Source organism: Streptosporangium vulgare (genome assembly GCF_042428775.1).
GTDB lineage: Bacteria > Actinomycetota > Actinomycetes > Streptosporangiales > Streptosporangiaceae > Streptosporangium > Streptosporangium vulgare.
Genome location: NZ_JBHMBS010000003.1, coordinates 565,351 through 589,040 on the forward strand (window position 1 = coordinate 565,351; position 23,690 = coordinate 589,040).

Sequence of the window (23,690 nt, forward strand, 5' to 3'; positions counted from 1 at the left end):
CCCGGCTCCAGCGAATATGAGCAAGATTCATGTTGTCGGACGGGTGGTCAATGCTCCCGCCAGGAGGGGTCCAAGATCGTGTAAGTGGGTGGTTGATCCCCGCCCCGGTCCTGCCCGAACGCGTACACATGACCGAATGACGACTACTCTCCAGGACATCCTGGCGGGCTCGGGAGGCACCGGCGGCGCGGGGACCACCGCCGGAGGCTCGGGAGGCAAGGCGGCGGCCGAGCAGTTCCAGGACGTCCGGCGCAGGTCGGTACGGTTGCTGCGGCCGGGCAGGACCCCCGCCGGCGTCCCCGCGGCCCTGGCGGTGTCCGCCGTGCTGGTGGTCTCGGCCTCGGTGACGGTGGGCCTGCTCATGGAGTCGCCGGTCGCGCGGATGCCCTACCGGCGGCTCGTCAACGGCGTCGGCGCGTGGAACTGGTCGGATCCGGCCACGTTCGCCGCGTCGACGCTCGCCATGGCGGCGGGCCTGGTGATGCTCGCGCTCGCCGCGCTGCCGGGACGGACCCGGCTGGTGCCGCTGGAGTCGGGAGACCCGCACATGGTGATCGGCATCACCAGGTCCGGGCTTCGCCGCACGCTGCGGGAGGCCGCCGAGGCGGTGGACGAGGTGAACGGGGCCCGGGTCCGGCTCACGTCGCGGATCGTCGAGGTCACCGTGTTCACCGACGCCGAGCGGACCGGGCCCGTGCTGCGCCGGGTGGGCGCCGCGGTGGGCGACCGCCTGTCCGGGCTGGGCGCGATGTGCGCGGGTGACGTCGTCGTGCGGCTGCGCAGGAAGAAGGCGTGATGAGGCCCTACCTGGGCAACCGGATCGGCCTGGCCGTCACCGGGACGGTGCTGGCGTGCGCGGGGCTCTACGCCTTCCTGCGAGGACGCGGTGACCTCCCCGGCCAGTCGCCCGGAGCCAGGCTCGTGCGCAAGGGGTTCCCCGGGTGGCTGGCCGCGCATCCGTGGCTGGGCTGGCTGGTCGCGCTGCTGCTGGTGGCGCTGGCCCTCCTGGCGGTGCGGTGGCTGCTACACGCCCTGGGATGGGGGCGGTGGGGCAGGCGGACCGGGACGGGGACCGCCATGCTCGGGGTTGCTCTTAAAGAAGTCGAAGGGCTCACCCGTGTCCGCGTCAGGTACATACGGCACGAGCGGTTGCGCATCGGGGTGGCCTGCGCGCCCGCGGCCGACGTCGGGAAGCTCGTGGCCAGGCTGAACAGGGACGCGGTGGGGAAGGTCCGACGGGCGCTCGGGGAGGTAGAACTCGGCGTGGTGGTTCGCCTGCACGTCCGCCGCCGCTGACCTGCCGAACACCGGCTGGTCACCCGTCCCCCCGAACACCGGCCGCTCACCCGTCCCTCCGTACGCGGGCCCCTCGCCTGTCGCGCCGTACGCGGACCGCTCGGCCGCTCCTCCGTGCGCGGGCCGCTCTCCGGTGACGCCGCGCGCCGGACGTTCGCCTGTCGCGCCGTACACAGGCCGCTCCGCCGTGTCCCCGTACGCGGCGTCTCCGTACCCGGTGCTTCCGTACGCGGTACCCCGGTGTCCCTGCCCGTCGTAGGACCCGTACCCCGTCTCCCCGACGGGGCTCGCGTACACCGGACGCTCGGTCGTCGTGTCGTGGGACGGGTCCTCGTCGCCGGGTCCCTCGTACGGCGGATCCTCGTCCGGTTCCCCGGCCGCCGGCTCGGGGGCGTTCTCCTCGCGCCTCACCCCGAAGGCCAGTCCGGCGGCGAGGCAGACCAGCGGGAGGGCGGGGATGACGTAGCGGTGGTCGAAGGCCGCGATGAAGGGCGGCAGGATCAGCAGCATCGTCCCCGCAGCCCAGGGCAGCAGCACCGCGCCGCCGAGCCGCCGCAGTCGCATCAGCACGCCGACCAGGCCGACCAGCAGGATCACCGCGAGGTACGGGCCCCGCACGAAGCCGTACTCCTGGTAGCCGCGCAGCCAGCCCGCGTACGGCTCGGCGATCACCGGCGCCCCCGACGAGCCCTGGTAGGCCACGGTCAGCTGCTCGGCGGTCTTGCCCTGCGAGGCTGCCCCCGGGGAGAAGGGGCGCACGGTGTCGGGGAAGACGTAGGTGCTCTGCGGCCCGGGGGCCGGGTAGACGCGCCGCGTCCAGTCGAAGATGTGGGCCGCGTCGTCCAGGCCCGCCCGCAGGAAGTCGAACGGCTGGGCCATGATGGCCTGGGTGGCGAAGGCGCCCGCGAGCGCGTCGCGCTCCGCCCAGCTGCCCTTGACCTTGTTCAGCGGCGAGTCGCCGTCCCAGATGTAGGTCGGCGGCGCCGCGCGCTGTCCGAGCGGTTCGACGGGGCACAGGGCCGCCTCGGGACCGGCCGGGTGGATCCTGTCGCAGTCGGCGAAGGTCATCGTCCGCGCCCAGAGGAAGGCGTTCCCCCTGGTCAGTCCGAAGCTGCCGTGCTCGGCCCGAAACCAGGCCGCGTACGAGCCCAGGCCGATCGCGGCGGCCAGCGTCGCGGCGACGACCGCCCGCCACCCGGCCCGGCGGATCAGCATGGAGACCAGCGCCACGGCGATCAGCGGCAGCCCGATCGTGCGGGTGACGGTCGCCGCGGCCAGCAGCGCTCCGGCCAGCGCCGCGACCCACACCGCGGGGCGGCGCCGCCACAGCAGCAGCGTGACCGCCAGCACCGCCAGGAACTGGAAGAGCAGGTCCGCCATGACGAGGTGTTCGAGCTGGAGCTGGTAGGCGTCCAGCAGCACCGGCAGCGTGGCGAGCGTCGCGCCCCACCCGGGCAGCCCGCCCAGCCTGCGCAGCAGCAGGTAGACGCAGACGGCCACGGCCAGCCCGAGCAGGTGCTGCACCGCGACCACCGCGGGGACGCTGGACAGCGGCTTGAGGATCCACAGGAACAGCGCGTAGCCCGCCGGGCGGGACTCCAGGGGGCGGGGGTCGAGCCCGGCGTTCAGGTAGACGAAGGAGTCGGCCCAGAACCACAGGGCGGGCCGGTAGCCGAGCATGGCGAGGACCCGCAGGCCGCCGCCCGCCAGCAGGGCGGTGACGAAGAGCCAGTGCGACCCGAGGAAGCGGAGCGCCCGCAGGGGGCGGGAGGGTTTCGCGGGGCGCTGGGAGCGACGGGAACGGCTTGCCGGGTGCGTTCCCGTTACCACCGCGACCTCCCGAGTCCCGCGCACATGGCCACCCAGCATAGGCGTGGGATCAGAGGGTCTTGCATGTGATGCGAAATTTGTTGGTGATCGAGTTGTATGTTCCCAGGGATCCGCGACCCTCCTCCCGCGCGCTCCCACGCGCCGACCGGGAACCCGGGCCCGCTCAGCACTCGATGACGTTGACCGCGAGCCCTCCCCGGCTGGTCTCCTTGTACTTGTCGAGCATGTCGCGGCCGGTGTCGCGCATCGTCTTGATGGCCTTGTCCAGCGAGACGAAGTGGCGGCCGTCGCCGCGCATCGCGATCCTGGCGGCGGCGATGGCCTTGATCGAGGCGACCGCGTTGCGCTCGATGCACGGGATCTGCACCAGGCCGCCGATCGGGTCGCAGGTCAGCCCCAGGTTGTGCTCGATGCCGATCTCGGCGGCGTTCTCGACCTGCTCGGGGGTCCCGCCCATCACCTCGGTGAGCCCGGCGGCGGCCATCGAGCAGGCCGAGCCGACCTCGCCCTGGCAGCCGACCTCGGCGCCGGAGATGGAGGCGTTCTCCTTGAAGAGCACGCCGATCGCCCCCGCGGTCAGCAGGAAGCGGATCACGCCCTCGTCGTCGGGGTCCTTCGTGAAGCGGTCGTAGTAGGTGAGCACGGCCGGGATGATGCCCGCGGCGCCGTTGGTGGGCGCGGTGACGATGCGGCCTCCGGCGGCGTTCTCCTCGTTGACCGCGAGGGCGAACAGCGAGACCCAGTCCATCGTCTGCAGCGAGTCCTTCTCCGCCGGCTCGCTCCGCAGCTGCCGGTGGAGCTGGTGGGCGCGGCGGCGGACCTTCAGGCCGCCGGGCAGCACGCCCTCCTTGCCGATGCCGCGTTGCACGCACTCGCTCATGACCCGCCACAGGACGAGCAACTGGTCGCGGATCTCGGCCTCGGTGCGGCCGAACGCCCGCTCGTTCTCCAGCATCAGCCCGGAGATCGACAGCCCGGTCTCCGCGCACTGGGCGAGCAGCTCGGCGGCCGTGGTGAAGGGGTACGGCAGGACGGTGTCGTCGGGTTTGATCCGGTCGGCGCCGGTGGCGTTCTCGTCGACGACGAAGCCGCCGCCCACCGAGTAGTAGACCTTCTCGCGGATCGTCTCGCCGGACTCGGACAGCGCGGTGAAGCGCATGCCGTTGGGGTGGCCGGGGAGCGAGACCTTGCGCTCGAAGACGAGGTCCTCGCCGATGACGAAGGGGATCTCGCGGGAGCCGTACAGGGAGAGGGTGCCGGACTCGCGCATGGCGGCGAGCCGCTCGTCGACCGTGTCGACGTCGACCAGCTCGGGCTTCTCACCCGACAGGCCGAGCAGCACGGCCTTGTCACTGCCGTGGCCCTTGCCGGTCAGGCCCAGCGAGCCGTACAAGATGGCGCTCACCCGGGCGGTCTTCTCCAGGAGCCCGTCCTGGTGGAGGCCGCGGGCGAACTTGTGGGCGGCGGCCATCGGGCCGCCGGTGTGCGAGCTGGACGGGCCGATTCCGATCTTGAAGAGATCGAAGACACTGATCGTCATCTGAATCCTTCCAGCGTGGACGGCCACGCGCGTCCTCCGGACGCGCGTGGCCGTGACGCGAGGGGGGAGAGGCTTAGGACTCACCCGAGGTGAGCGCGGCGTACTCCTCCGGCGACAGCAGGTCGTCGGCGGAGCCCTCAAGACGTACGCGGAACAGCCAACCGTCGCCGTAGGAGTCGCTGTTGACCAGCGAGGGGTCGTCCACGACGGCCTGGTTGACCTCGACGATCTCGCCGGAGACCGGCGCGAAGATGTCGCTCACCGACTTGGTCGACTCGACCTCGCCGACCGCGTCACCGGAGGCGACGGTCGAGCCGACCTCGGGCACCTGCACGTAGACCACGTCGCCCAGCGCCTCGGCCGCGTAGGCGGTGATGCCGACGGTGAGGGTGAGGCCGTCATCGATGCCGGAGATCCACTCGTGTTCCTTGGTGTAGTGCAGGTCCTCGGGAATGCTGCTCATTTTTTCCTCCTGTAGAAAGGCAGTGCGACCACCTCGACCGGCTCGTGGCTGCCCCTGATGTCCACGGCCAGTCCTGACGACAGGCCGTTGTCCACGTAGGCCATCGCGATGGGCCTGCCCAGTGTCTGGGAGGGGGCCCCGCTGGTGACCTCGCCGACGACCGTGCCGTCACCGGCGACCACCACCGGATACCCGTGCCGGGGCACCCTGCGGCCGGTCGCGATCAGACCGACCAGGCGGCGCGACGGCGGGACGTCCTTGCGTGATTCGAGGGCGGCCCGGCCGACGAAGTCGCCCGGCTTGTCAAACCTCACCACACGGCCCAGCCCGGCGTCGAACGGGGTGAGCCCGGCCGACAGCTCGTTGCCGTACAGCGGCATCCCGGCCTCCAGCCGGAGGGTGTCGCGCGCGGACAGGCCCGCGGGGATCAGGCCGTGCGGCGCGCCCGCCTCGGTGAGGGCGGCCCAGACCGGCTCCGCGTCCTCGGCGGAGACGAACAGCTCGAAGCCGTCCTCGCCGGTGTAGCCCGTACGGGCGATGAGAGCCTCGCGGCCCGCGACGACGGCGGGCAGGCCGGCGTAGTACCTGAGCCCGTCGAGGTCGGCGTCGGTGAGCGCGCCCAGGATCTCCGCGGAGCGCGGGCCCTGGATCGCGACCAGCGCGTACTGCTCGGAGCGGTCGTCCACCACGGCGTCGAAGCCCTTGGCGCGGCCGGTGAGCTCGGCGGCCACCCGCGGGTAGTTGGAGGCGTTGGCGACGACCATGAACTCGGCGGGGGCGAGCCGGTAGACGATGAGGTCGTCCAGCACGCCGCCCTCGGCGTCGACGATCATCGTGTAGCGGGCGCGGCCGGGCTCCAGCGCGGAGAGGTGGCCGACCAGGGCGTGGTCGAGGGCCTCGGCGGCCTGCGGCCCGGTCACGAAGATCTCGCCCATGTGGGAGAGGTCGAACAGGCCGGCCGCCTGGCGGACCGCGTTGTGCTCGGCCGACTCGCTGCCGTAGCGGAGCGGCATCAGCCAGCCCGCGAAGTCGGTCAGCGTCGCGCCGAGGGACTCGTGCACGCCGCGCAGCGGCGTAGGTCGGGACATGTGCGCACCTCAGACAAGGGACAGATGAGAGCATCCTCCCCCTCTGTCGTGGGTGCCTGAGAGTTTCATCCGGGTTTTACCGGATTTTCACCTTCGGCGAGGTCGTGGGACCTGCTTTCCAGAGGGCACCTACCCGCACGGTCCTTTGCCTTGAGAGGTTCGCGGGGAGGGCTTGCTCCTTCAGGGGTCCTGGCCTGGGTGTCAGGACGCTCTCCCGCACGGGATTCATCGGTGTCAGCGGCCAGCCTAACCGCCCGCACCGGCCGAGCGAAATCCCCTGTTCTCATCGGCGATGCCGTCCCCCGCCTGCGCGTCCTCGGTTCGTACAGCCTTCTCGGTCCGTACGGTGTCCCCGGTTCACCCGGCGTCCTCGGCCCGTACGGACTCCTCGGCCCATCCGGGGTCATCGATCCCCGCGGTGTCCACGGCCGCGCCGCCCGAGGCCGTCGCGGCCAGACGCTCCTCGGCGCCGTCGACGATCTGCAGGTCGGCCCTGGTGTGCGCGATGGCCGCGTCGACGAGCAGGGACACCAGGGGGTCGTCCTGCTCGCGGCGCAGCCGCGTCAGCGCGGCCAGGTCCGACAGGTAGGCCTGGCGCTGCGCGGACACGAACGCGCCGAGGGCGTCGGTGCCCAGCCGGGTGGCCGCGAGCAGCTTGAGGAACAACTCGTCCCGGAACCCCGACGAGCGGACCCACGGGGCGGCCGCCCACTCCCGGAGCTCGGCGGCGCCCGTCTCGGTCAGCCGGTAGAGCGTCTTGTCCGGGCGGTCGTTCTGGGTGACGTGGCTGCGGGTGACGTGACCGTCCCTGACCAGCCGGTCCAGGATCTGGTACAGGTGCCCGATGTTGAGGCCGCCCCACTGGGGACCGACCGTCGATTCGAAACGCGCCTTGAGTTCGTAGCCGTGGCTGGGGCCGTCGGCCAGCAGGGTGAGCACGGCATGGCTGAGTGGCATGATTCCTACATTGTCACAAGATAGGTGCTTCCCGAATCTTCATACATTGTGACAATGTATCTGCCATGAGCGTAGAAGTCAGCGTGCGGGGCGTCAGCCGCGTCCACGGCCCCACACGGGCACTCGACGAGGTCGACCTGGACATCAAGGCCGGTCAGGCGGTCGCGTTCATGGGGCCCTCGGGGGCGGGAAAGTCCACGCTGCTCCATCTCGTCGGCGTGATGGATCTCCCCGACCAGGGTGAGATCCACGTCGGCGGGAGGCGCGTCGACGATCTCGGCCGCCGGGGGCTGGACCGGCACCGGCGCGCGGTGGGCTTCGTCTTCCAGCGCTTCCATCTGCTCCCGGCGCTGAGCCTGCTGGACAACGTGCTCGTCCCGGTGCTTCCGCGCCGGGTGGCCTTCGACCGCCGAGCCCGCGCCAGGGAACTGCTCGCCGCGGTCGGGCTGGCCGGCCGGGAGCGGGCGCTGCCCGGCGAGCTCTCCGGCGGGCAGTTGCAGCGGGTGGCGATCGCCCGCGCGCTGATCGCCCACCCGCCCCTGCTCCTCGCGGACGAGCCGACCGGCAACCTCGACAGCGTCACCGGCCAGGAGATCGTCGATCTGCTGCTGTCGGTCCGGGAGGAGTACGGCATGACCATGCTGGTCGCCACGCACAATCCCGAGGTGGCGGCGGCCTGCGACCGGGTGGTGCGGATGCGGGACGGCAGGATCGTCGGCGACGACCGGGTGACGCCCGCCGAGGGCGTGCTCGACCGGATCGGGCGCCTTGGATGATCCGCCTCGTGCTGTCCCAGCTGCGGCACCGAATCGGCCGTGCGCTGGTGCTGCTGCTCGGCATCGTGATCGCGGCGACGGGCTTCACCGTGCTGACCGGCACCGCGGAGACCCAGCGACTGGAGATCGTCGGCACGGTCAGGGAGAACTTCCGCGCGCAGTACGACATCCTGGTCCGTCCGAAGAACTCGGCCACCGCCGTCGAGCGGTCGCGGGGGCTGGTCCGCGCCAACTACCTGTCGGGCATCTTCGGCGGCATCACCTTCGACCAGTACGAACGGATCGAGCGGATCAACGGCGTCGAGGTCGCCGCCCCGATCGGCATGATCGGCTACGTGGTGCAACCGGTGAGCGTCAGGATCGACGTGACGGGCCTGCTGCACGAGGGCGACCGCACGATGCTGCGCGTGGAGCGCACTCGCGTCACCGACCGCGGCCTCACCCGCATCCCGTTCCTGCAACCCCGGTACGAGTACGTCACCCGCCGCCCCGTCAAGGTCGACTTCGCTGGGATCAAGCTCGGGGGCGAGTTCGTCGAAGGGGCCGAGGAGGAGCTCCCCGGCGGCCGGCGGGTCCGGCTGGCGACCTCGCTCGGCTGGACGCAGGACCCGGCGGAGACCAGCCCCTTCCCCTCCGAGCGGACGCTGCCCGACCGCGGCTACTGGTCCACCCGGACCGCGCAGGGGGCGAATGACGAATACCTCTGGGGGGATCTGAAGCCCGGTCAGGCGGGCGTGCCGATCTACCAGGAGTTCCCGTTCCTGCTCGCCGCCGTCGACCCGGAGGCCGAAGGGCGGCTGGCCGGCTTGGAAGGAGCGCTGGTCGAGGGACACTACCTGCGGGCGGAGACGGTCAAGGACGACCCCAACGAGATCCCGTTGATCGCGGCGTCCACCCCCTACGAGGATCAGCGGGACGAGATCGTGATCCGGCGACTGCCCGCCGAGGCGGCCGAGAAGGTCGTCCGGGGCGTGCCGGCCGAGCGGCTCCTGCCCTATCTCGCCGCGCACCGGGGCGAGGAGGTCAGGCGGCTCGCCGTCGACGCCGGGCAGGCCTACGAGACGATGCTCGACCGCTGGTCGGACCTGTCGGACGGGCACTACGTGCCGTTGACGAGGTACTGGGCGTCCGGGCCCGTCGAGTACCGGCGGCGAGGGGAGCGCGGGCTCGACGCGCTCCCCGTGCGCAACGGGTCCGGCGTCTGGAAGGACCCGTGGTTCTCGGGGGTGACGAGCGTGACAGAGGACTTCGCGGGCGCGACGGTCGGGGCGTCCGACACCCAGTTCCGCAGGCTGGAGCGCAGGGCGATCTCCAGGCGCCACACCGGTGACCTCAAGACCCGGGTCGTCGGCAGGTTCGACCCGGCGAGGCTGCCCGGCCTCGGTGAGCTGACCCGGCTCCCGATGGAGACCTACAACCCGCCGGTCGCCCGGCCCGGTGACGGCCGGACCGCGGCGCTCCTCGGCGGCCGGTCCCTGCTGCCCAACGACAACGTCGCCGGATATCTCCAGACACCGCCCCTGCTGCTCACCAGCCTGCCCTGGCTCAAAAAGATCGCGGACAGGACCGACGGGCAGCCCACGGCGCCGGCGCCGCTGAGCGTCGTCCGGGTGCGGGTCGCCGGCGTCACCGGGCCCGACCCGGTCAGCCGGGAGCGGATCAGCCAGGTGGCCAGGGACATCGTGGCGGTCACCGGCCTGGAGGTGGACATCACGGTCGGCTCGTCACCGTCGCCGGTGACGGTGGGCCTGCCCGCAGGAGCCTACGGGCGCCCCGCGCTGACCATCGAGGAGGACTGGGTGAACAAGAACGTCGCCTACCGGATCCTCAACGCCGTCGACCGCAAGTCACTCGTGCTGTTCGTTCTGGTCCTGGCCGTCTGCGGGCTGTTCGTGGTCAACGGCGCGGCGGCGGCCGTACGGGCCAGGAGAGTCGAACTCGGCGTGCTGGCCTGCCTGGGCTGGTCACGGCCGAGGTTGTTCGGGACCGTGCTCTGCGAGGTGGGTGCCATCGGCCTGCTCGCGGGTCTCCTGTCGGTCGCGCTCTCCTGGCCGGTCGCCTCCTGGTCGGGGGCGCCGCCGCCGGGCCAGCGGGTGTGGCTGGCGGTCCCGGCGGCGGTGACGCTGGCGCTGCTGGCGGGCCTGCTCCCGGCCTGGCGGGCTTCGCGGGTGCCGCCCGCCGAGGCGGTACGGCCCGTCGTGCGACTGCCGCGCAGGGCCCGTTCACCGCGCGGGGTGGCCGGACTCGCGGTGAGCGGGCTCACCCGGTCTCCGGGCCGGACCCTGCTGGGCGCGACGACGGTCGCGGTCGCGGTCTTCGGGCTGACGGTGCTGCTCGGCGTCACCTACGGCTTCCGTGGCAGGGTCGTGGGCTCGCTGCTCGGTGACGCCATCGTGGTCCAGGCCCGCCCGGCCGACTACGCCGCCATCGCGGTGATGTTCGCCCTGGCCGCGCTGGCCGTGGCCGACGTGCTCTACCTGGGGGCGCGAGAGCGCGACACCGAGCTGGCCGCGCTGCGGGCCTCGGGCTGGTCGGGGGGCTCGCTCGCCTGGCTGATCGTCCTGGAGGGGATCGGTATCGGCCTGCTCGGCGCCCTCGCCGGGGCCCTGGCCGGGGTGACGGCCGCGTTCGCGCTGGCGGGCGGCCTGCCGGGCGCGGTGACAGGGGGAGCGGTGGTCGCGGCGGCGGTGGCCGTCACACTCGCGGCGCTGGCCTCGACCGTTCCCGCCCTGCTGGTGCAGCGGCTCCCGCTGGCGCTGATCCTCTCCCGGGAGTGAGCGGCGGGCATACGGTCTCGTCCGCCGTGCGGGTCGCCGGTCAGGGGGTGGCGTGCCGGACCAGCGCCTCGAACAGGGCCGACTCGTCGTCGGTCTCGGGGTGCCACTGGACGGCGACGGCGAAGGGGTGGTCGTCCACCTCCACGGCCTCGATCGTGCCGTCCTCGGCGTGGGCGGTCACGGTCAGGCCCGCGGCCGGCCGGTCGAGGGCCTGGTGGTGGTAGTGGGCCACGTCCACGGTCTCGGCCCCGAAGATCTTCGCGGTCCGGCTGCCGGGGGCGAGCCACACCGGCATCCTGCCGTAGTGGCCGGGGGCCGGGGCGTGCCCCGGGTGGCCGACCACGTCGGGCAGGTGCTGGTGCAGGGTGCCGCCCAGCGAGACGTTCAGGACCTGCATGCCCCGGCAGACGCCCAGGAAGGGCAGGCCACGCTCCAGCGCCGCCCGGACCAGCCCCAGCTCCGCGTCGTCGCGGAACGGCCGGACGTAGCCGGTCCGCTCGTGCGGCTCCTGCCCGTACCGCTCCGGGCCGACGTCCCCGCCACCGGCCAGGATGAGCCCGTCCAGGCGCCCCGCCAGCGACGCGGGGTCGCCCGCCGGGGGCAGGATCACCGGCTGCCCGCCCGCGCGGGCCACGTGGTCGACGTAGTCGTAGGGCAGGAGCGCGGTCGTGGCCTCCCAGACGGTGAAGCGCGCGGGCTCGACGTAACAGGTGATGCCGATGACGGGACGGGACATGATCTCCTGTTTCGCCGTGCTTCCACCGAGGTCCTGGCGCCGTGTGCCCATCGTGCTCGTCGTGCCCGTCCCGGTGCTCTCCCGCACGTTACCGGCCGGGGCGGACCGGCGTGCCGCCGGGGGCCGCCGGGGCGCGGGTGGCGGCGCGGCACGTGGCGAGAGTTAAGTGGTTAAGTGAACCGGCCGCCGAGGAGGCGGCGAAGGCGCCACCTGCGGAGTCACCCCTCCCGGAGTCGCCGCGCCAGGTCTCGTCGCGGGCGCGTATGTCCGGCCGTGACCGCTGCTCACGGCGGTCGGCCGGCCGTCATGGAGACCGCCGGGGGGCGGACCGAACATAGTAAAGTGCGCAGCGGGGAAGCGTCGGATAACCGGTTCAGGTGGAGGTCTCGTGAAGCGACCGACGATCGCCGACATCGCTCGTCGCGCGGGGGTGTCCAAGGTCGCGGTCTCCTACGCGCTGAACGACCGTCCGGGCGTGTCGGAGGCGAGAAGGAACACCATCAAGGCCATCGCGAGAGAGATCGGCTGGCAGCCCAACAGCGCCGCGCGCGCGCTCAACGGGGCACGGGCCCGCGCCGTCGGCCTGACCGTGTGCCGCCCGGCGCGGGTCCTGGGGATGGAACCGTTCTTCATGGAGCTGATCAGCGGCATCGAGAGCGAGCTGTCGGCCCGCTCCTACGCCCTGCTCCTTCAGGTGGTGACCGGGCACGCGCAGGAGACGGAGGTCTACCGCAGGTGGTGGGGGGAGGGCCGCGTCGACGGCGTCATCCTGGTCGACCTGCACTTCGACGACCCGCGCGTCCCCGAGATCGAGAACCTGGGCCTGCCGGCCGTGGTGATCGGCCACCCGTCGGAGACCGGCTCGCTCGCCCCCGTCTGGTCCGACGACGGCGCGGCGATGCGGGAGACGGTGGAGTACCTCGCCGCGCTCGGCCACCGCCGGATCGCCAGGGTCGCCGGGCTGCCCGCGCTGGTGCACACCGTCCTGCGCGACCGGGCCTTCACCGCCGCGTGCGACGGGCTCGGCCTCACCGGCCACTCCATCGTGCACACGGACTACACCGGCGAGGAGGGCGCGCGGGCCACCCGGCGGCTGGTCAGCGCCGCGAACCGGCCGACGGCGATCGTCTACGACAACGACATCATGGCCGTCGCCGGGCTCTCGGTCGCGCAGGAGATGCGGCTGGAGGTGCCCGCGGACCTGTCCCTCGTGGCCTGGGACGACTCGCCCCTCTCCCAGGTGGTGCGACCGGCCCTGACCGCCCTCGGCCGGGACATCCCCCACGACGGGGCGCAGGCCGCGCGGAGCCTGCTGGCGCTGATCGCCGGCGAGCACGTCACCGGCGTCCAGACCGAGACGGCGAGGCTCACCCCGCGAGGCAGCACCGGCGTCCCCGGACACCGGTGACGGACGCCGTCACGGGGGCGTGCGGCACATGCGTGCCGGGACGCCGGTGACGGGCGCCGTCATGGGGGATGCGCGCCGGGACGCCGGTGACGCGCGTCAGAGCGGGTGGCGTACGGCGCGGACACGCCGGACGCCGGTGACGGACGTCGTCATGGGTGGCGTACGGCACCCGCGTGCCGGGACGCCGGCGGCGGACGCTCAGAACGGGGTGACGTACGCGCCGGAGATGCCGCCGTCCACCAGGAACTCCGAGCCGGTGATGAAGCTGGCGTCGTCCGAGGCGAGGAACGCCACCGCGGCGGCGATCTCGGACGCCTCGGCGAAGCGGCCCACCGGGATGTGCACCAGGCGGCGCTGCGCCCGCTCGGGGTCCTTGGCGAACAGTTCCTGCAGCAGCGGCGTGTTCACCGGCCCCGGGCACAGGGCGTTCACCCGGATGCCCTCGCGGGCGAACTGCACGCCCAGCTCGCGGGACATGGCCAGCACCCCGCCCTTGGACGCGGTGTAGGAGATCTGGCTGGTCGCCGACCCCATCACGGCCACGAACGACGCGGTGTTGATGATCGACCCCTTGCCCTGCCGCCGCATGTACGGGATGGCGTGCTTGCAGCACAGGTAGACGGAGGTGAGGTTCACCTCCTGGACCCGGCGCCAGGCGTCGATGCCGGTCTCCAGGATCGAGTCGTCGTCCGGCGGCGAGATGCCCGCGTTGTTGAACGCGATGTCCACGCTGCCGTAGGTGTCGAACGCGGTCCGGAACGCGCGGGCGACGTCGTCCTCGCTGGTCACGTCGGCCCGCACGAACAGCCCGCCGACCTCTTCCGCGGCCGTCGAACCGGTCGTCTCGTCCAGGTCCACGCACACGACGCGGGCGCCCTCCTCGGCGAACCGGCGCGCGGTGGCCAGGCCGATCCCGCTTCCGGCGCCGGTGATGACGGCGACCCGGTCCTGCAAACGCAGCATCGCTACTACTCCTCGGAAATGAAGACGTTCTTGATCTCGGTGAACGCTGACAGGGCGTCGGGGCCCAGCTCGCGGCCGAGTCCCGACTGCTTGAAACCGCCGAACGGGGTCCAGTAGCGGACGCTCGAATGCGAGTTGACGCTGAGGTTGCCCGCCTCGACCGCCCTCGCCACCCGGAGCGCCCGGCCGACGTCGCGGGTCCAGATGGACCCGCTCAGGCCGTACGGGGTGTCGTTGGCGACGCGCACGGCGTCCGCCTCGTCGTCGAACGGCACGACCGAGACCACGGGGCCGAAGATCTCCTCGGTGAACGCCCGGTCGTCCGCCGACCCGGGCGTCAGGACCGTCGGCGGGAACCAGAACCCCGGCCCCGACGGGCACGTGCCCCGCAGGTGGGGCGGCTCGGTGACGAAGGAGGCGACCCGCTCCCGGTGCTCGGCGCTGATCAGCGGGCCCATCTCGGTGGCCTCGTCGCGGGGGTCGCCGACCCTGACGCCCAGCACCGCCTCCCCGAACCGCGCGAGGAACTCGTCGTGGACCGAGCGCTCGACCAGGATCCGGGAGCGCGCGCAGCAGTCCTGGCCCGCGTTGTCGAACACCGCGTACGGCGCGGTCGCCGCGGCCCTCTCCAGGTCGGCGTCGGCGAAGACCACGTTGGCGCTCTTGCCGCCCAGCTCCAGGGTGAGGCGCTTGACCTGCCCGGCGCAGGTGGCGGCGATCTCCTTGCCGACCTCGGTGGAGCCGGTGAACACGATCTTCGCCACGCCGGGGTGCTCGACCAGCCGGGCGCCCGCCACCTCTCCGGCGCCGGGCAGCACCTGGAACACCCCTTCGGGCAGACCGGCGGCCAGGGCGAGCTCGGCCACCCGCAGGGCGGTGAGCGGCGTCCACTCGGCGGGCTTGACGATCACGGTGTTGCCCGCGGCCAGCGCCGGGGCCATCCCCCAGGTCATGATGACCATCGGGAAGTTCCACGGCACGATCACGCCGACGACGCCGAGCGGCTCCCTGAAGGTGACGTCCAGCCCGCCGGGCACCGGGATCTGCAGGCCGTGGTTGCGCTCGGGCGCCCCCGCGTAGAAGTCGAGCACGTCGGCGACGTTGCCCGCCTCCCAGCGGGCGTTGCCGATCGTGTGCCCGGAGTTGGCGACCTCCAGCAGGGCCAGCTCCTCGGCGTGCTCGCGCACCAGCGAGGCGAAACGGCGCAGCAGCCGGGCCCGGTCTCCCGGGCCGACGTCCCGCCAGGTCGCGAAGGCCCGCCTGGCACGCTCCACGGCCCGGTCGGTCTCGGCGGCGTCCGCCATCTCGACCTCGGCGACGACCTCTTCCGTCGCCGGATTGATGATCTTCACATTCACATCCGTTCGAATCCCCGGAAAAGCTCCCAGTCGGTCACCGCCGCGTCGAAGGCGGCCAGCTCGACCCGGGCGTTGTTCGCGTAGTGCGCCACGACGTCCGCACCGAAGGCGGCCGTCGCGAACGCGGAGCCCTCCCAGAGCTCCAGCGCGTCGCGCAGCGTGCTCGGCACGGTCTCGGCGCCCGACGAGTAGGCGTTCCCCGTGAAGGCGTCCTCAAGCGGCAGCTCGTTCTCGATGCCGTGCAGCCCGGCCGCGACGAGCGCCGAGACCGCGAGGTAGGGGTTGACGTCGCCACCGGGCACCCGGTTCTCGATCCGCAGCGAGGGGCCGTGGCCGACCAGGCGCAGCGCGCACGTCCTGTTGTCCACCCCCCACTTGACCGCGGTGGGGGCGAAGCTGCCCGGCACGTACCGCTTGTAGGAGTTGATGTTCGGCGCGTACAGCAGGGTCAGCTCGCGCATCAGCGCGATCTGCCCGGCGATGAAGTGCTCTCCGATCGCCGACAGGCCGTGCGGCCCGGAACCGGCCATCACCGGCTCCCCGTCGGTGTCCCTGAGCGAGATGTGGATGTGGCAGGAGTTGCCCTCGCGCTGGTTCGGCTTGGCCATGAAGGTGATCGCCATGCCCTCCTGGGAGGCGATCTCCTTGGCGCCGTTCTTGTAGATCGAGTGGTTGTCGCAGCTGGACAGGGCCTCGCCGAAGCGGAAGGCGATCTCGTGCTGGCCGAGGTTGCACTCGCCCTTGGCCGACTCGACGTACATGCCCGCGCCCTCCATGCCGAGCCTGATCCTGCGCAGCAGCGGCTCGACCCTGGCGGTGCCGAGGAGGGAGTAGTCGACGTTGTAGAGGTTGGAAGGGGTCAGGTCGCGGTAGCCGCGGCGCCAGGCGTCCTCGTAGGTGTCGTCGAAGACGACGAACTCCAGCTCGGTCCCGACGAAGGCGCCCCAGCCGCGCTCGTCCAGCCGGGCGAGCTGCCGGCGCAGGATCTGGCGCGGCGAGGCGGTCACGTCGGAGCCGTCCTCCCAGACCAGGTCGGCCATGACCAGGGCCGTCCCCTCCTGCCACGGCACGCGGCGCAGGGTGGACAGGTCGGGTTTCATGACGAAGTCGCCGTATCCGCGCTCCCACGACGACATGGCGTACCCGTCGACCGTGTTCATGTCGACGTCGACCGCGAGCAGGTAGTTGCAACCCTCGGAGGCGTGCCGCAGCACCTCCTCCAGGAAGTAGCGTCCCGACAGGCGTTTCCCCTGGAGGCGGCCCTGCATGTCGACGACCGCCAGCAGCACGGTGTCGATCCGCCCTGCCCGCACCTCGTCGTGGAGTTCGGTGACGTCCACATGCCCTCCTCGTCGGGGTCCTATTGGGCTAGTGTCAGACCATTGACGTGTAGCGGGGGGAGCCTTGTCAAGGGCCGGAGGGGATAATTGGATGAGGTGTCGCGATTGACCGCCGTGCTGCGGCCGGTGCGCGCGGGCAACGCGTTCGAGGAGACCGTGGAGCGCCTGCTCCAGGTCATCAAACTGGGGCTGGTGGCCGAGAAGCTGCCGCCCGAGCGGGAGCTCGCCGCCCAGCTCGGCATCAGCAGGGTCACCCTGCGCGAGGCCATCCGCGAGCTGCAGGACGCCGGATACCTGGAGGTGCGCCGCGGCCGGTACGGCGGCGCCTTCCTCACCTACACCCCGCCCCGCCCGCACCGGGACGACCTGCGCAGGGCCGTGGTCGACATGGGCACCGACGACCTGTCCGACGCGCTCACCTTCAGGATGGCGGTCGAGTGCGGTGCGGCCCAGGTGCTCGCCACCACCCCGCTCACCGAGGAGCGGCGCGAGACCCTGCGGGAGAGGCTGCGCGAGGTCAACGCGGCCGGGCCCGACGACTACCGCCGTCTCGACACGGCCTTCCACCTCGCCATCGCCGAGCTGACCGGCTCCCCCCTGCTCGCCGGGGCCTGCGCCGACGCCAGGCTCCGGGTCACCGACCTGCTCAACGCCATCCCGGTGCTCCAGCGCAACATCGAGCACGCCGCGGTCCAGCACCAGGCGATCGTGACGGCGATCCTCGCCGGGGACCCGGAGGCCGCGCGCCGCGCCGTGGCCGAGCACCTGGAGGGGACCGCGGCGCTGCTGCGCGGCTTCCTCACCTGACGCGCGCCGTGTCCCGTACGGGTGCGGGGGGCTCGTTACGGGGACGGCGTGTCTCGTTACAGGGGCGGCATGCCTCGTACGGGTGCGGCGTGCTTCGTAGGGGCGCGGGGGTGCCTCGTACGGGCGTCCGGGCGCTGGGCGAGCGCCCGGGCCTCGTGCGGACATCCGGGCCTCGTGCCGCCATCCGGGAAACTCCCGTGGGTGCCGGGGGAACCGCCGTGCCGCCGGGGCTCCCGCGCCTGCCGGGGGGTCTTCCTCGCATAGCCTGAGGGATGGTGGGGGATTTGTTCCGAGAGCGGATCATGGACACAGGACGGCTGCCGCTGTTCTGTTTCTTCGTCGCGCTGATCGTCGTCTTCCTGCTCACCAGGATCAACGTCCGGCTCATCCGCGCCAAGATCGGCTGGTTCGGCGACGTCAACGTCGGCGAGATGCACATCCACCACGTGGTGTTCGGCGTGGTGCTCACCCTGCTCGGCGGGGTGTCCGGCCTCATCGTCTCGGGGGTCTCCGACGGCTGGTACGCGGTGACGGCGGCCGTCTTCGGCGCCGGGGCCGCCCTGATCCTGGACGAGTTCGCGCTGATCCTGCACCTGCACGACGTCTACTGGGAGGAGGAGGGCCGGGCGTCGGTCGACGCCGTGTTCGTCGCCGTCGCGGTCACCGGCCTGCTCCTGCTCGGCCTGCGCCCCCTCGGCTGGGAGGACTACGACAGCGAACCCCGCGGCACCTGGCTCACGGTCGGCCTCATCGTGACCAACCTCGTGCTCGCCGTGATCACGCTGCTCAAGGGCAAGATCTGGACGGGTCTCGCCGGACTCTTCGTCCCGATCCTCCTGGTGCCCGGCGCGATCCGGCTGGCCCGCCCGGGATCGCCGTGGGCGCACTGGTTCTTCGCGCCCGACTCACGGCGCCCGCAGCCCCGCAAGATGGCGAGGGCCGAGGGCCGCGAGGAGCGCTGGCGCCGCCCGGTGATCCGCGGCAAGATCGCCTTCCAGGAGTTCCTCTCCGGCCGCCACGATCTCCCCTCCACCCGCCGCCGTTCCCGCCGCTGAGCCCGCGCGCCCCGTGGACCCCGGGCGAATCACGGGCATACTGGGAGACGTGAGTACGCTTCCGTCCCGCTGGGACGGCGTGGAGCAGCGCGTCCCCGAATCGCTGGCCGACCTGCGCGGCCCGGCGACGGGGACGGTCGCCCTGCCCGTGCACCTCGGCTGGTCCGGGCTCACCGAGTACGACCTGGTGAACCCGCTGCTGCGGATGAGCCTCTACCGCACGGTCATCACCGGCGGCGGCCGGTCCGACGCCGAGTCCTACCTGAACGCCGAGCTCCTCGTGGCCGACTGGCCGACCCTGCGCCGGGGCATCGGGCCGAGCTACCGGAGGGCCTGGGAAACCAAGATCACCACCCTGGGGTGGCGGTCCGACGCCGGGCCGGGCCCCGGAGGCGGGCAAGGCGCCGAGGCGGGACCGGGAGGCGGGCGTGACGCCGCGCCGGGGACCGACGTCGGGGTGGGCGCCGTGACGCCGGGGTGGGAGCGATGATCCTGCCGCCCTTCCAGCAGCGGATGCTGGAGGCCGCGCTGCCCGCCTGCTCCCGGTTCGGGCTGGTCCTCGCGGGCGGTTACGCGATGAACGCCCACGGCTTCACCGAACGCCCGAGCAACGACCTCGACTTCGCCACCGCCGCCGAGACGCCGCTGCCCGAGGTCGCCGAGGGGATGGCCGAGGCGTTCAGGGAGGCCGGGCTGGAGGTCACCCTGACGGAGGTGACGCCCCGGATGGGCCGCCTCGTGGTCAGCGACCCGGTGACCGAGCAGAGCTGCGAGTTCGACCTGCTCAGGGAGGCGTTCCAGCAGCAGCCCGTGATCGTCGGCGACGTCTCCGTCGTCTCCCTGGACGACGCGGTCGGCCTGAAGATGCGGGCCCTGCACGAGCGCAGCCTCGCCCGCGACGTCATCGACATCGCCTCGGTCTCCCACCTGTACGGCTTCCGCGAGCTCGAACACCTCGCCCGCCTGCACAACGAGGAGTTCTCGCTCGCCGAGCTGGTGATGCGGCTGGAGTTCGTCGACCTGATCGCCGACGAGGACTTCGAGGCGTACGGCGTGGACGGCGAGCAGATCATGGAGATCCGCCGGTTCGCCTGCGCCTGGGTGGAGGACATCGGCCTGCGCCGCGCCGAGGAGGGCGACGTCGACTACGACGACGTCCCCGACCCCGACTGAGGACGTCCCCGGCCCCGACCTCTCTCGCCGGGGACGACCCCGGGATCGTGGCACGTATCGCGGTCGCCCGGCAGGAGGGGTTCGTTCCCGCGATCAGCACCGTGACCCTGGCGGAGGTGCTCCGTACCGGCCAGGTGGGCAGGCGCCCGGCCTGGCAGCGGCCGCGCCTGACGGTGATTCCCGCCGCCGAGACGGTCGCCGACCTCGCTGCCCTGCTGCTTGAGGACACGGGCCTGGACGGACACGAATGCGTGGTCGACGCCCTCGTGGTCGCGACCGCCGCCACCGGAAGCGGCCCGGCGAAGGTGACGTCCGGCGACGCCTCACACGTGCCCGAGCTGATCGAAGCCGCGAAGCTCAGGCGGGCTTCTCCGCTGGGGTGGGTTCCCCTTCGACCTTCCGTATCCACGAGGTCGCCGGGACAGGGCCGGTGGTGGGGCCGGGGACCCGAGGGAGACGGGAAAACTCCTGGGACGCATACTCGGCCGCCCGCCGGGCAGTCGACGGTCCTCTCTGCTGAAGGGTGCTGATCATGGGTCTCATGGAGAAGCTCAACCTGCGCGAAATGAAGGCCAAGGCGAAGCTGCGGCTGGCCAGCCGGACGGGCAACCGCCGGAAGGTGGCCGAGGCCAGGACCGAGGAGGCCGAGGCGAAGCTTCTGAAGACCCAGGACGAGATCCTGGACACCGTCGCGGAGATGCGCAAGGAGTACGGCGCCCGCCGCCGCTGACTCCCCACCGCCACACCGGCCCCGGTGTCCCGCCGATGGGCTCCCCTCGGAGCCGACTCCGGATCGACGGGACACCGATGGTGGTCCGGTGGTCACCCGGGGGCACGTGGCCCGGGGGTCGTTCAGAGGGAGCCCGTGAGGCCCCGCAGGGCCAGTCCCAGGCCGAGCAGGACGACGAGGGCGGCGGTGCCGACCGGGGCGAGGGCCGAGACGCGGGCCGCGAGGCCGCCGCCCGCCGTGGCCAGGCGGTCGAGCCGTCCGGTGAGCCTGACCAGGAGCAGCCCGGTGGCGGTGAGCGTGCCCGCCATCCCCACGCCGTAGGCCAGGACCAGCGCGATCCCGAACCAGGTGCGGCCGAGCGCGATCGCCCCGAGCAGGACGACCAGCGCCGACGGGCTGGGCACGAGCCCTCCGGCCACCCCCATGCCCACGAGCCCGCCCTTCGAGGGGGCCGCCTTCTCGCCGCCGGTGGGAGCGGCTCCGTCGTCCCGTGACCGTACGGCATCCTCGCCGGGAGCGGTTCCCTCCCGCTCCAGCAGCGCCACGGTACGACCCTCCGCGGTGAGCCGGTCGTGCCCGTGGCCGTGCCCATGACCGTGCCCATGACCGTGGCCATGACCGAAGTGCCCGTGCCCGTGCCCGTGACCGAAGTGCCCGTGGGACGGGGCCTCGCCGGTGCGGTAGGCGCGCCAGGCGGACAGCAGCAGGCGGACGCCCACGACGGAGATCAGCAGGCCGCCGGCCAGGCCGAGCCAGGCGAGGACCCCCTCTCCGGTGAGCGCGGAGAAGGCGCTCAGCAGGAGGCCGACCACGATGACGCCCAGGGTGTGGGTGGCGGTCACGGTGGCGCCGACGACCAGCGCGTCACGGGGGCGGCCCCTCCTGCCCGCGAGGTAGGCGGCCATGACGGTCTTGCCGTGACCGGGGATGAGGGCGTGCCCGGCGCCCAGGACCGTGGCGAGCAGGACGGCGAGCAGCCCCAGCGGCAGGGTCGGCGAGTCGGTGCCGATCAGGCCGACGAAGGTACGGTCCAGCGCGGCCAGCGCGTCGGCGATCGGCCCGTCGGGTACGAGCGGGAGCGTGACCGCCACCGATCCGGTCCCCGGGGCCACGCCCAGCTCGGCGGTGCGCTGGTCGAGCGGGCTGGCCAGCAGGCCGTCCGGGTAGGCCCGCAGTTCCCGGCTGGCGCTCGTCCCGGGCACGGACGACCGCGCCAGCCGCATCCCTGCCGACGCCACGGCCGTGATCTCCCGCCAGCCGATCCGGTCGGCGAGATACCCGTCGCCGAACGAGATCGTCCCGGTCCCGATCGTTCCAGCCCCCTGAAGAGGGGCGGCGACGGCGGAGAGGCGGCAGGTCAGGCGGGTGGTCTCCAACCCGCCCTGGCCGGGCTCGTAGGTGAAGGCGCTCTCGGCGACGCGCCAGGGGGTCGCGGTCCCGTTCACCGTCAGCCGCTGCGCGGAGGCGAGCTCGGCGCAGCGGACGGTGCCGTACGCCGACCGTTCGGAGTCCGAGACCGTGCCCGAGTGGTCGGTGTCCACCGAGGGGCGAGCCTGGAGGGTGGGCAGCTCGGCGCTGTCCACCACGGCGAGGTTCTCCACCAGGTCCCGGCCGATCCGCAGGCCGTTGTAGTGGTTGACGGTGAAGTTGCCCAGCGGGTGCGCGACCCGCGCGCCGGTCGCGGTCGCCGTGCGGGTCGTGGTCGCGGTGGCCGTACCGGTCGTGGTCGCCGTGCGGGTCGTGGATGCGGTGGATGCGGCGGTCGTGGTGGCGGGGCCGGTCGCGGTGGTGGCGGCGGCGGCCGGGGTCGCGAGGACGGTGAGCGTGCCCACCGCGCCGACCGTGCCCACCGCGACCGCCGCCACCAGCACCGCGACCTGGAGGGCCGCGCCGAGCACCGCACACGGCACCCGCGCGGGCTTCGACGGCTTCACCGACCTCGACGGCTTCACCGATCTCGGCAACTCCAGCGACTTCGGCGGCTTCACCGGCTCGCGCGCCGTCGTCGGTTCGTGGACCACTGTGAGCTTCATGACAACCTCGCGAGGGCGGGCAGGCCGGGAGAGAAGGAGGGGTTGGCCGCGCGGGCGCGGGCGGTGGAGCGCCCCGCCTCCGCGGTCATGCCCAGGGCGCGTTCGATCTCCGCGCGGTGGTGCAGCAGCAGGGCGTTGCGCCAGCCGGTGGCGGTGGCCTTCCTCGCGTACGGCAGGGCCTCGCGGCTGCGGCCGTCGCGGTGCAGGGCCCAGGCCAGGGCGTCGGAGGCGACCACGTTCGGGTTGCGGGCGTACTCGGCCCGCGCGTGCGTGACGGCCAGCGCGGGGGAGCCGTGGTCGGCCTCGTACTCGGCCCAGGTCAGGTCGTCCCGCACCCCGGCCTCCCGCATCAGGTCCCGCTGCGCCCGCAGCAGGGTCCACTGCTCGGAGGGGTCCCTGCCCGCGGCGGCGAGCACCTCGGCGTACTCGACCACGTACTGGGCGAGGGGCAGCCGCGCGACCACGGCGGCGTAGCGGTCGATCGCCTCGGCGGTGCGCCCGTCGAGCGCGGCGGCCCTGGCTCCTCCCGCGAGGGCGGGGACGAAACCGGGGTCGGCCTCCAGCGCGAGCCGGTACTGCTCCGCGGCGCCGCGCGGGTCACCGGAGTGCAGGGCCAGTTCGCCCAGGTAGTGACGGCAGTAGGCGACGTCGGCGGGGGAGAAGGCGTCGGAGAGCGCGTGTTCCAGCATCCGGCGGGCCGTCGCGCGGTCACCCCTGAGCTCGGCGTCGTAGGAGGCCCGGGTGAAGGCCGCGACACCGGGACGCAGCTCCATCATCCTGTCGACGGCCCGCCTGGCCTCCCCGTACCGGCCGAGCTGGGTGTAGGCGTCGGCCAGCACCGCGTGGGCGTCCAGGCCGTAGGGGTTGGCGGCGACCGAGGAGCGGGCCAGCCGTACTGCCTCGGCGAAGTCGTGGCGCCCGGCGGCGAGCGCGGCCAGGCCGCCGAGCACCTCCGGGTCGCCGGGACTCAGCGCGGAGGCCCTGGCCAGCGCCTCCTCGGCACGCGGGTAGGAGGACGGGTCGGCGGTGACGCGCGCCTGCTGGACGTAGGCCGCGCCGAGACGCGCCCAGGCGAGGTGGTCGGCGGGCAGCCGCCGGAGCCGCTCGGTCAGCGCTCTGATCGCGCCGTCGAGGGAGACGGCGGAGGCGGGCGTCCCGGCGAGCTCCACCCGGGCCGGGGCGACGGCGGCGGTGGCGGGCGCGGGAGCGGGCCGGTCGCCGGGGATCAGCGCCGCCCCGAGGGTCAGCGCCGCGGCCAGGCCCAGCACGGCCGCGGCGGTACGGGCTTTCGCGGAAGTCTTCACGGTGATCATCCCTCTGGTCGGCGCGGGAGCGCGCGGGAGGCACGGGAGGCACGGGG

The 23,690-nt window shown here is 72.8% G+C and carries 21 protein-coding genes and 2 riboswitches; of the genes, 10 read left to right on the forward strand and 11 right to left on the reverse strand.

Annotated features, from left to right (window positions below; all coding sequences use genetic code 11):
* Positions 1 to 136 precede the first annotated feature (136 nt).
* Positions 137 to 796, forward strand: a complete 660-nt coding sequence (locus ACFFRH_RS09220; protein ID WP_344746208.1) for a DUF6286 domain-containing protein — start codon at positions 137 to 139, stop codon at positions 794 to 796.
* A gap of 227 nt (positions 797 to 1,023) precedes the next feature.
* Here the strand turns inward: ACFFRH_RS09220 and ACFFRH_RS09225 are convergent, their stop codons facing one another.
* From ACFFRH_RS09225 to ACFFRH_RS09245, 5 genes are all read right to left on the reverse strand, one after another.
* Positions 1,024 to 3,126 (reverse strand): hypothetical protein, encoded by a 2,103-nt coding sequence (locus tag ACFFRH_RS09225; protein ID WP_344746207.1) that lies wholly within the window; start codon positions 3,124 to 3,126, stop codon positions 1,024 to 1,026.
* 163 nt (positions 3,127 to 3,289) lie between these two features.
* Positions 3,290 to 4,666 carry an L-serine ammonia-lyase gene (locus tag ACFFRH_RS09230; protein WP_344746206.1) on the reverse strand — a complete coding sequence of 459 codons (1,377 nt, stop codon included), beginning with the start codon at positions 4,664 to 4,666 and terminating at the stop codon, positions 3,290 to 3,292.
* A gap of 73 nt (positions 4,667 to 4,739) precedes the next feature.
* Positions 4,740 to 5,129 carry a glycine cleavage system protein GcvH gene (gcvH, locus tag ACFFRH_RS09235; protein WP_344746205.1) on the reverse strand — a complete coding sequence of 130 codons (390 nt, stop codon included), beginning with the start codon at positions 5,127 to 5,129 and terminating at the stop codon, positions 4,740 to 4,742.
* Positions 5,126 to 6,217, reverse strand: a complete 1,092-nt coding sequence (gcvT, locus tag ACFFRH_RS09240) for a glycine cleavage system aminomethyltransferase GcvT (RefSeq protein ID WP_344746204.1) — start codon at positions 6,215 to 6,217, stop codon at positions 5,126 to 5,128. The genes gcvH and gcvT overlap by 4 nt, the downstream gene beginning before the upstream one ends.
* Positions 6,218 to 6,250: 33 nt before the next feature.
* A riboswitch (glycine riboswitch) is annotated at positions 6,251 to 6,345 on the reverse strand.
* A riboswitch (glycine riboswitch) is annotated at positions 6,346 to 6,444 on the reverse strand.
* A gap of 130 nt (positions 6,445 to 6,574) precedes the next feature.
* Complete coding sequence (locus ACFFRH_RS09245) at positions 6,575 to 7,174, reverse strand: helix-turn-helix transcriptional regulator (RefSeq protein WP_344746203.1); 600 nt, start codon at positions 7,172 to 7,174, stop codon at positions 6,575 to 6,577.
* A 65-nt stretch (positions 7,175 to 7,239) separates the two neighbouring features.
* Here ACFFRH_RS09245 and ACFFRH_RS09250 point away from each other — a divergent pair, with 65 nt between their 5' ends.
* A complete protein-coding gene (locus ACFFRH_RS09250; RefSeq protein ID WP_344746202.1) occupies positions 7,240 to 7,950 on the forward strand; it encodes an ABC transporter ATP-binding protein in 711 nt (236 codons plus the stop codon).
* Between the two features lie 8 nt (positions 7,951 to 7,958).
* Complete coding sequence (locus tag ACFFRH_RS09255; RefSeq protein ID WP_386155603.1) at positions 7,959 to 10,727, forward strand: FtsX-like permease family protein; 2,769 nt, start codon at positions 7,959 to 7,961, stop codon at positions 10,725 to 10,727.
* Between the two features lie 40 nt (positions 10,728 to 10,767).
* Here ACFFRH_RS09255 and ACFFRH_RS09260 read toward each other — a convergent pair whose 3' ends face one another.
* Positions 10,768 to 11,463: a gamma-glutamyl-gamma-aminobutyrate hydrolase family protein gene (locus ACFFRH_RS09260; RefSeq protein WP_386155605.1), complete on the reverse strand. Its 696-nt coding sequence runs from the start codon at positions 11,461 to 11,463 to the stop codon at positions 10,768 to 10,770.
* 388 nt (positions 11,464 to 11,851) lie between these two features.
* Here ACFFRH_RS09260 and ACFFRH_RS09265 point away from each other — a divergent pair, with 388 nt between their 5' ends.
* Positions 11,852 to 12,871: a LacI family DNA-binding transcriptional regulator gene (locus ACFFRH_RS09265; RefSeq protein ID WP_344746199.1), complete on the forward strand. Its 1,020-nt coding sequence runs from the start codon at positions 11,852 to 11,854 to the stop codon at positions 12,869 to 12,871.
* A 198-nt stretch (positions 12,872 to 13,069) separates the two neighbouring features.
* On the opposite strand, the gene ACFFRH_RS09270 is transcribed toward ACFFRH_RS09265, so the two are convergent.
* From ACFFRH_RS09270 to ACFFRH_RS09280, 3 genes are read right to left on the reverse strand one after another with little or no spacing between them, the layout of a single operon-like run.
* Positions 13,070 to 13,834: a 3-oxoacyl-ACP reductase gene (locus ACFFRH_RS09270; protein ID WP_344746197.1), complete on the reverse strand. Its 765-nt coding sequence runs from the start codon at positions 13,832 to 13,834 to the stop codon at positions 13,070 to 13,072.
* Positions 13,835 to 13,839: 5 nt separating this feature from the next.
* Positions 13,840 to 15,186: an aldehyde dehydrogenase family protein gene (locus ACFFRH_RS09275; protein WP_344746195.1), complete on the reverse strand. Its 1,347-nt coding sequence runs from the start codon at positions 15,184 to 15,186 to the stop codon at positions 13,840 to 13,842.
* A 2-nt stretch (positions 15,187 to 15,188) separates the two neighbouring features.
* A complete protein-coding gene (locus tag ACFFRH_RS09280) occupies positions 15,189 to 16,532 on the reverse strand; it encodes a glutamine synthetase family protein (protein WP_386155608.1) in 1,344 nt (447 codons plus the stop codon).
* An 87-nt stretch (positions 16,533 to 16,619) separates the two neighbouring features.
* Between ACFFRH_RS09280 and ACFFRH_RS09285 the strand changes: the two genes are divergently transcribed.
* The 6 genes from ACFFRH_RS09285 to ACFFRH_RS09310 all read left to right on the forward strand — a co-directional run bounded on the left by ACFFRH_RS09285 (position 16,620) and on the right by ACFFRH_RS09310 (position 20,297).
* Complete coding sequence (locus ACFFRH_RS09285; RefSeq protein WP_386155610.1) at positions 16,620 to 17,339, forward strand: FadR/GntR family transcriptional regulator; 720 nt, start codon at positions 16,620 to 16,622, stop codon at positions 17,337 to 17,339.
* Positions 17,340 to 17,641: 302 nt separating this feature from the next.
* Positions 17,642 to 18,394, forward strand: a complete 753-nt coding sequence (locus tag ACFFRH_RS09290) for a hypothetical protein (RefSeq protein ID WP_344746193.1) — start codon at positions 17,642 to 17,644, stop codon at positions 18,392 to 18,394.
* 49 nt (positions 18,395 to 18,443) lie between these two features.
* Complete coding sequence (locus ACFFRH_RS09295; protein WP_344746192.1) at positions 18,444 to 18,884, forward strand: hypothetical protein; 441 nt, start codon at positions 18,444 to 18,446, stop codon at positions 18,882 to 18,884.
* Positions 18,881 to 19,567, forward strand: a complete 687-nt coding sequence (locus ACFFRH_RS09300; RefSeq protein WP_386155612.1) for a nucleotidyl transferase AbiEii/AbiGii toxin family protein — start codon at positions 18,881 to 18,883, stop codon at positions 19,565 to 19,567. Before ACFFRH_RS09295 ends, ACFFRH_RS09300 begins: the two co-directional genes overlap by 4 nt.
* A 47-nt stretch (positions 19,568 to 19,614) precedes the next feature.
* Positions 19,615 to 20,097, forward strand: a complete 483-nt coding sequence (locus ACFFRH_RS09305; protein WP_386155614.1) for a hypothetical protein — start codon at positions 19,615 to 19,617, stop codon at positions 20,095 to 20,097.
* Between the two features lie 11 nt (positions 20,098 to 20,108).
* Positions 20,109 to 20,297 carry a hypothetical protein gene (locus ACFFRH_RS09310; protein ID WP_386155616.1) on the forward strand — a complete coding sequence of 63 codons (189 nt, stop codon included), beginning with the start codon at positions 20,109 to 20,111 and terminating at the stop codon, positions 20,295 to 20,297.
* A gap of 122 nt (positions 20,298 to 20,419) precedes the next feature.
* On the opposite strand, the gene ACFFRH_RS09315 is transcribed toward ACFFRH_RS09310, so the two are convergent.
* Together ACFFRH_RS09315 and ACFFRH_RS09320 are read right to left on the reverse strand one after the other, a co-directional pair.
* Positions 20,420 to 22,330 (reverse strand): nickel/cobalt transporter, encoded by a 1,911-nt coding sequence (locus ACFFRH_RS09315; RefSeq protein WP_386155618.1) that lies wholly within the window; start codon positions 22,328 to 22,330, stop codon positions 20,420 to 20,422.
* Positions 22,327 to 23,634, reverse strand: a complete 1,308-nt coding sequence (locus ACFFRH_RS09320) for a tetratricopeptide repeat protein (protein WP_386155620.1) — start codon at positions 23,632 to 23,634, stop codon at positions 22,327 to 22,329. Before ACFFRH_RS09320 ends, ACFFRH_RS09315 begins: the two co-directional genes overlap by 4 nt.
* Positions 23,635 to 23,690: the final 56 nt, after the last annotated feature.

Coding starts and splice junctions, on each gene's coding strand:
- ACFFRH_RS09220 (WP_344746208.1), top strand. CDS start 137: ATGACGACTACTCTCCAGGACATCCTGGCGGGCTCGGGAGGCACCGGC.
- ACFFRH_RS09230 (WP_344746206.1), bottom strand. CDS start 4,666: ATGACGATCAGTGTCTTCGATCTCTTCAAGATCGGAATCGGCCCGTCC.
- gcvH (WP_344746205.1), bottom strand. CDS start 5,129: ATGAGCAGCATTCCCGAGGACCTGCACTACACCAAGGAACACGAGTGG.
- gcvT (WP_344746204.1), bottom strand. CDS start 6,217: ATGTCCCGACCTACGCCGCTGCGCGGCGTGCACGAGTCCCTCGGCGCG.
- ACFFRH_RS09245 (WP_344746203.1), bottom strand. CDS start 7,174: ATGCCACTCAGCCATGCCGTGCTCACCCTGCTGGCCGACGGCCCCAGC.
- ACFFRH_RS09250 (WP_344746202.1), top strand. CDS start 7,240: ATGAGCGTAGAAGTCAGCGTGCGGGGCGTCAGCCGCGTCCACGGCCCC.
- ACFFRH_RS09260 (WP_386155605.1), bottom strand. CDS start 11,463: ATGTCCCGTCCCGTCATCGGCATCACCTGTTACGTCGAGCCCGCGCGC.
- ACFFRH_RS09270 (WP_344746197.1), bottom strand. CDS start 13,834: ATGCTGCGTTTGCAGGACCGGGTCGCCGTCATCACCGGCGCCGGAAGC.
- ACFFRH_RS09290 (WP_344746193.1), top strand. CDS start 17,642: ATGGACACAGGACGGCTGCCGCTGTTCTGTTTCTTCGTCGCGCTGATC.
- ACFFRH_RS09300 (WP_386155612.1), top strand. CDS start 18,881: ATGATCCTGCCGCCCTTCCAGCAGCGGATGCTGGAGGCCGCGCTGCCC.
- ACFFRH_RS09310 (WP_386155616.1), top strand. CDS start 20,109: ATGGAGAAGCTCAACCTGCGCGAAATGAAGGCCAAGGCGAAGCTGCGG.
- ACFFRH_RS09315 (WP_386155618.1), bottom strand. CDS start 22,330: ATGAAGCTCACAGTGGTCCACGAACCGACGACGGCGCGCGAGCCGGTG.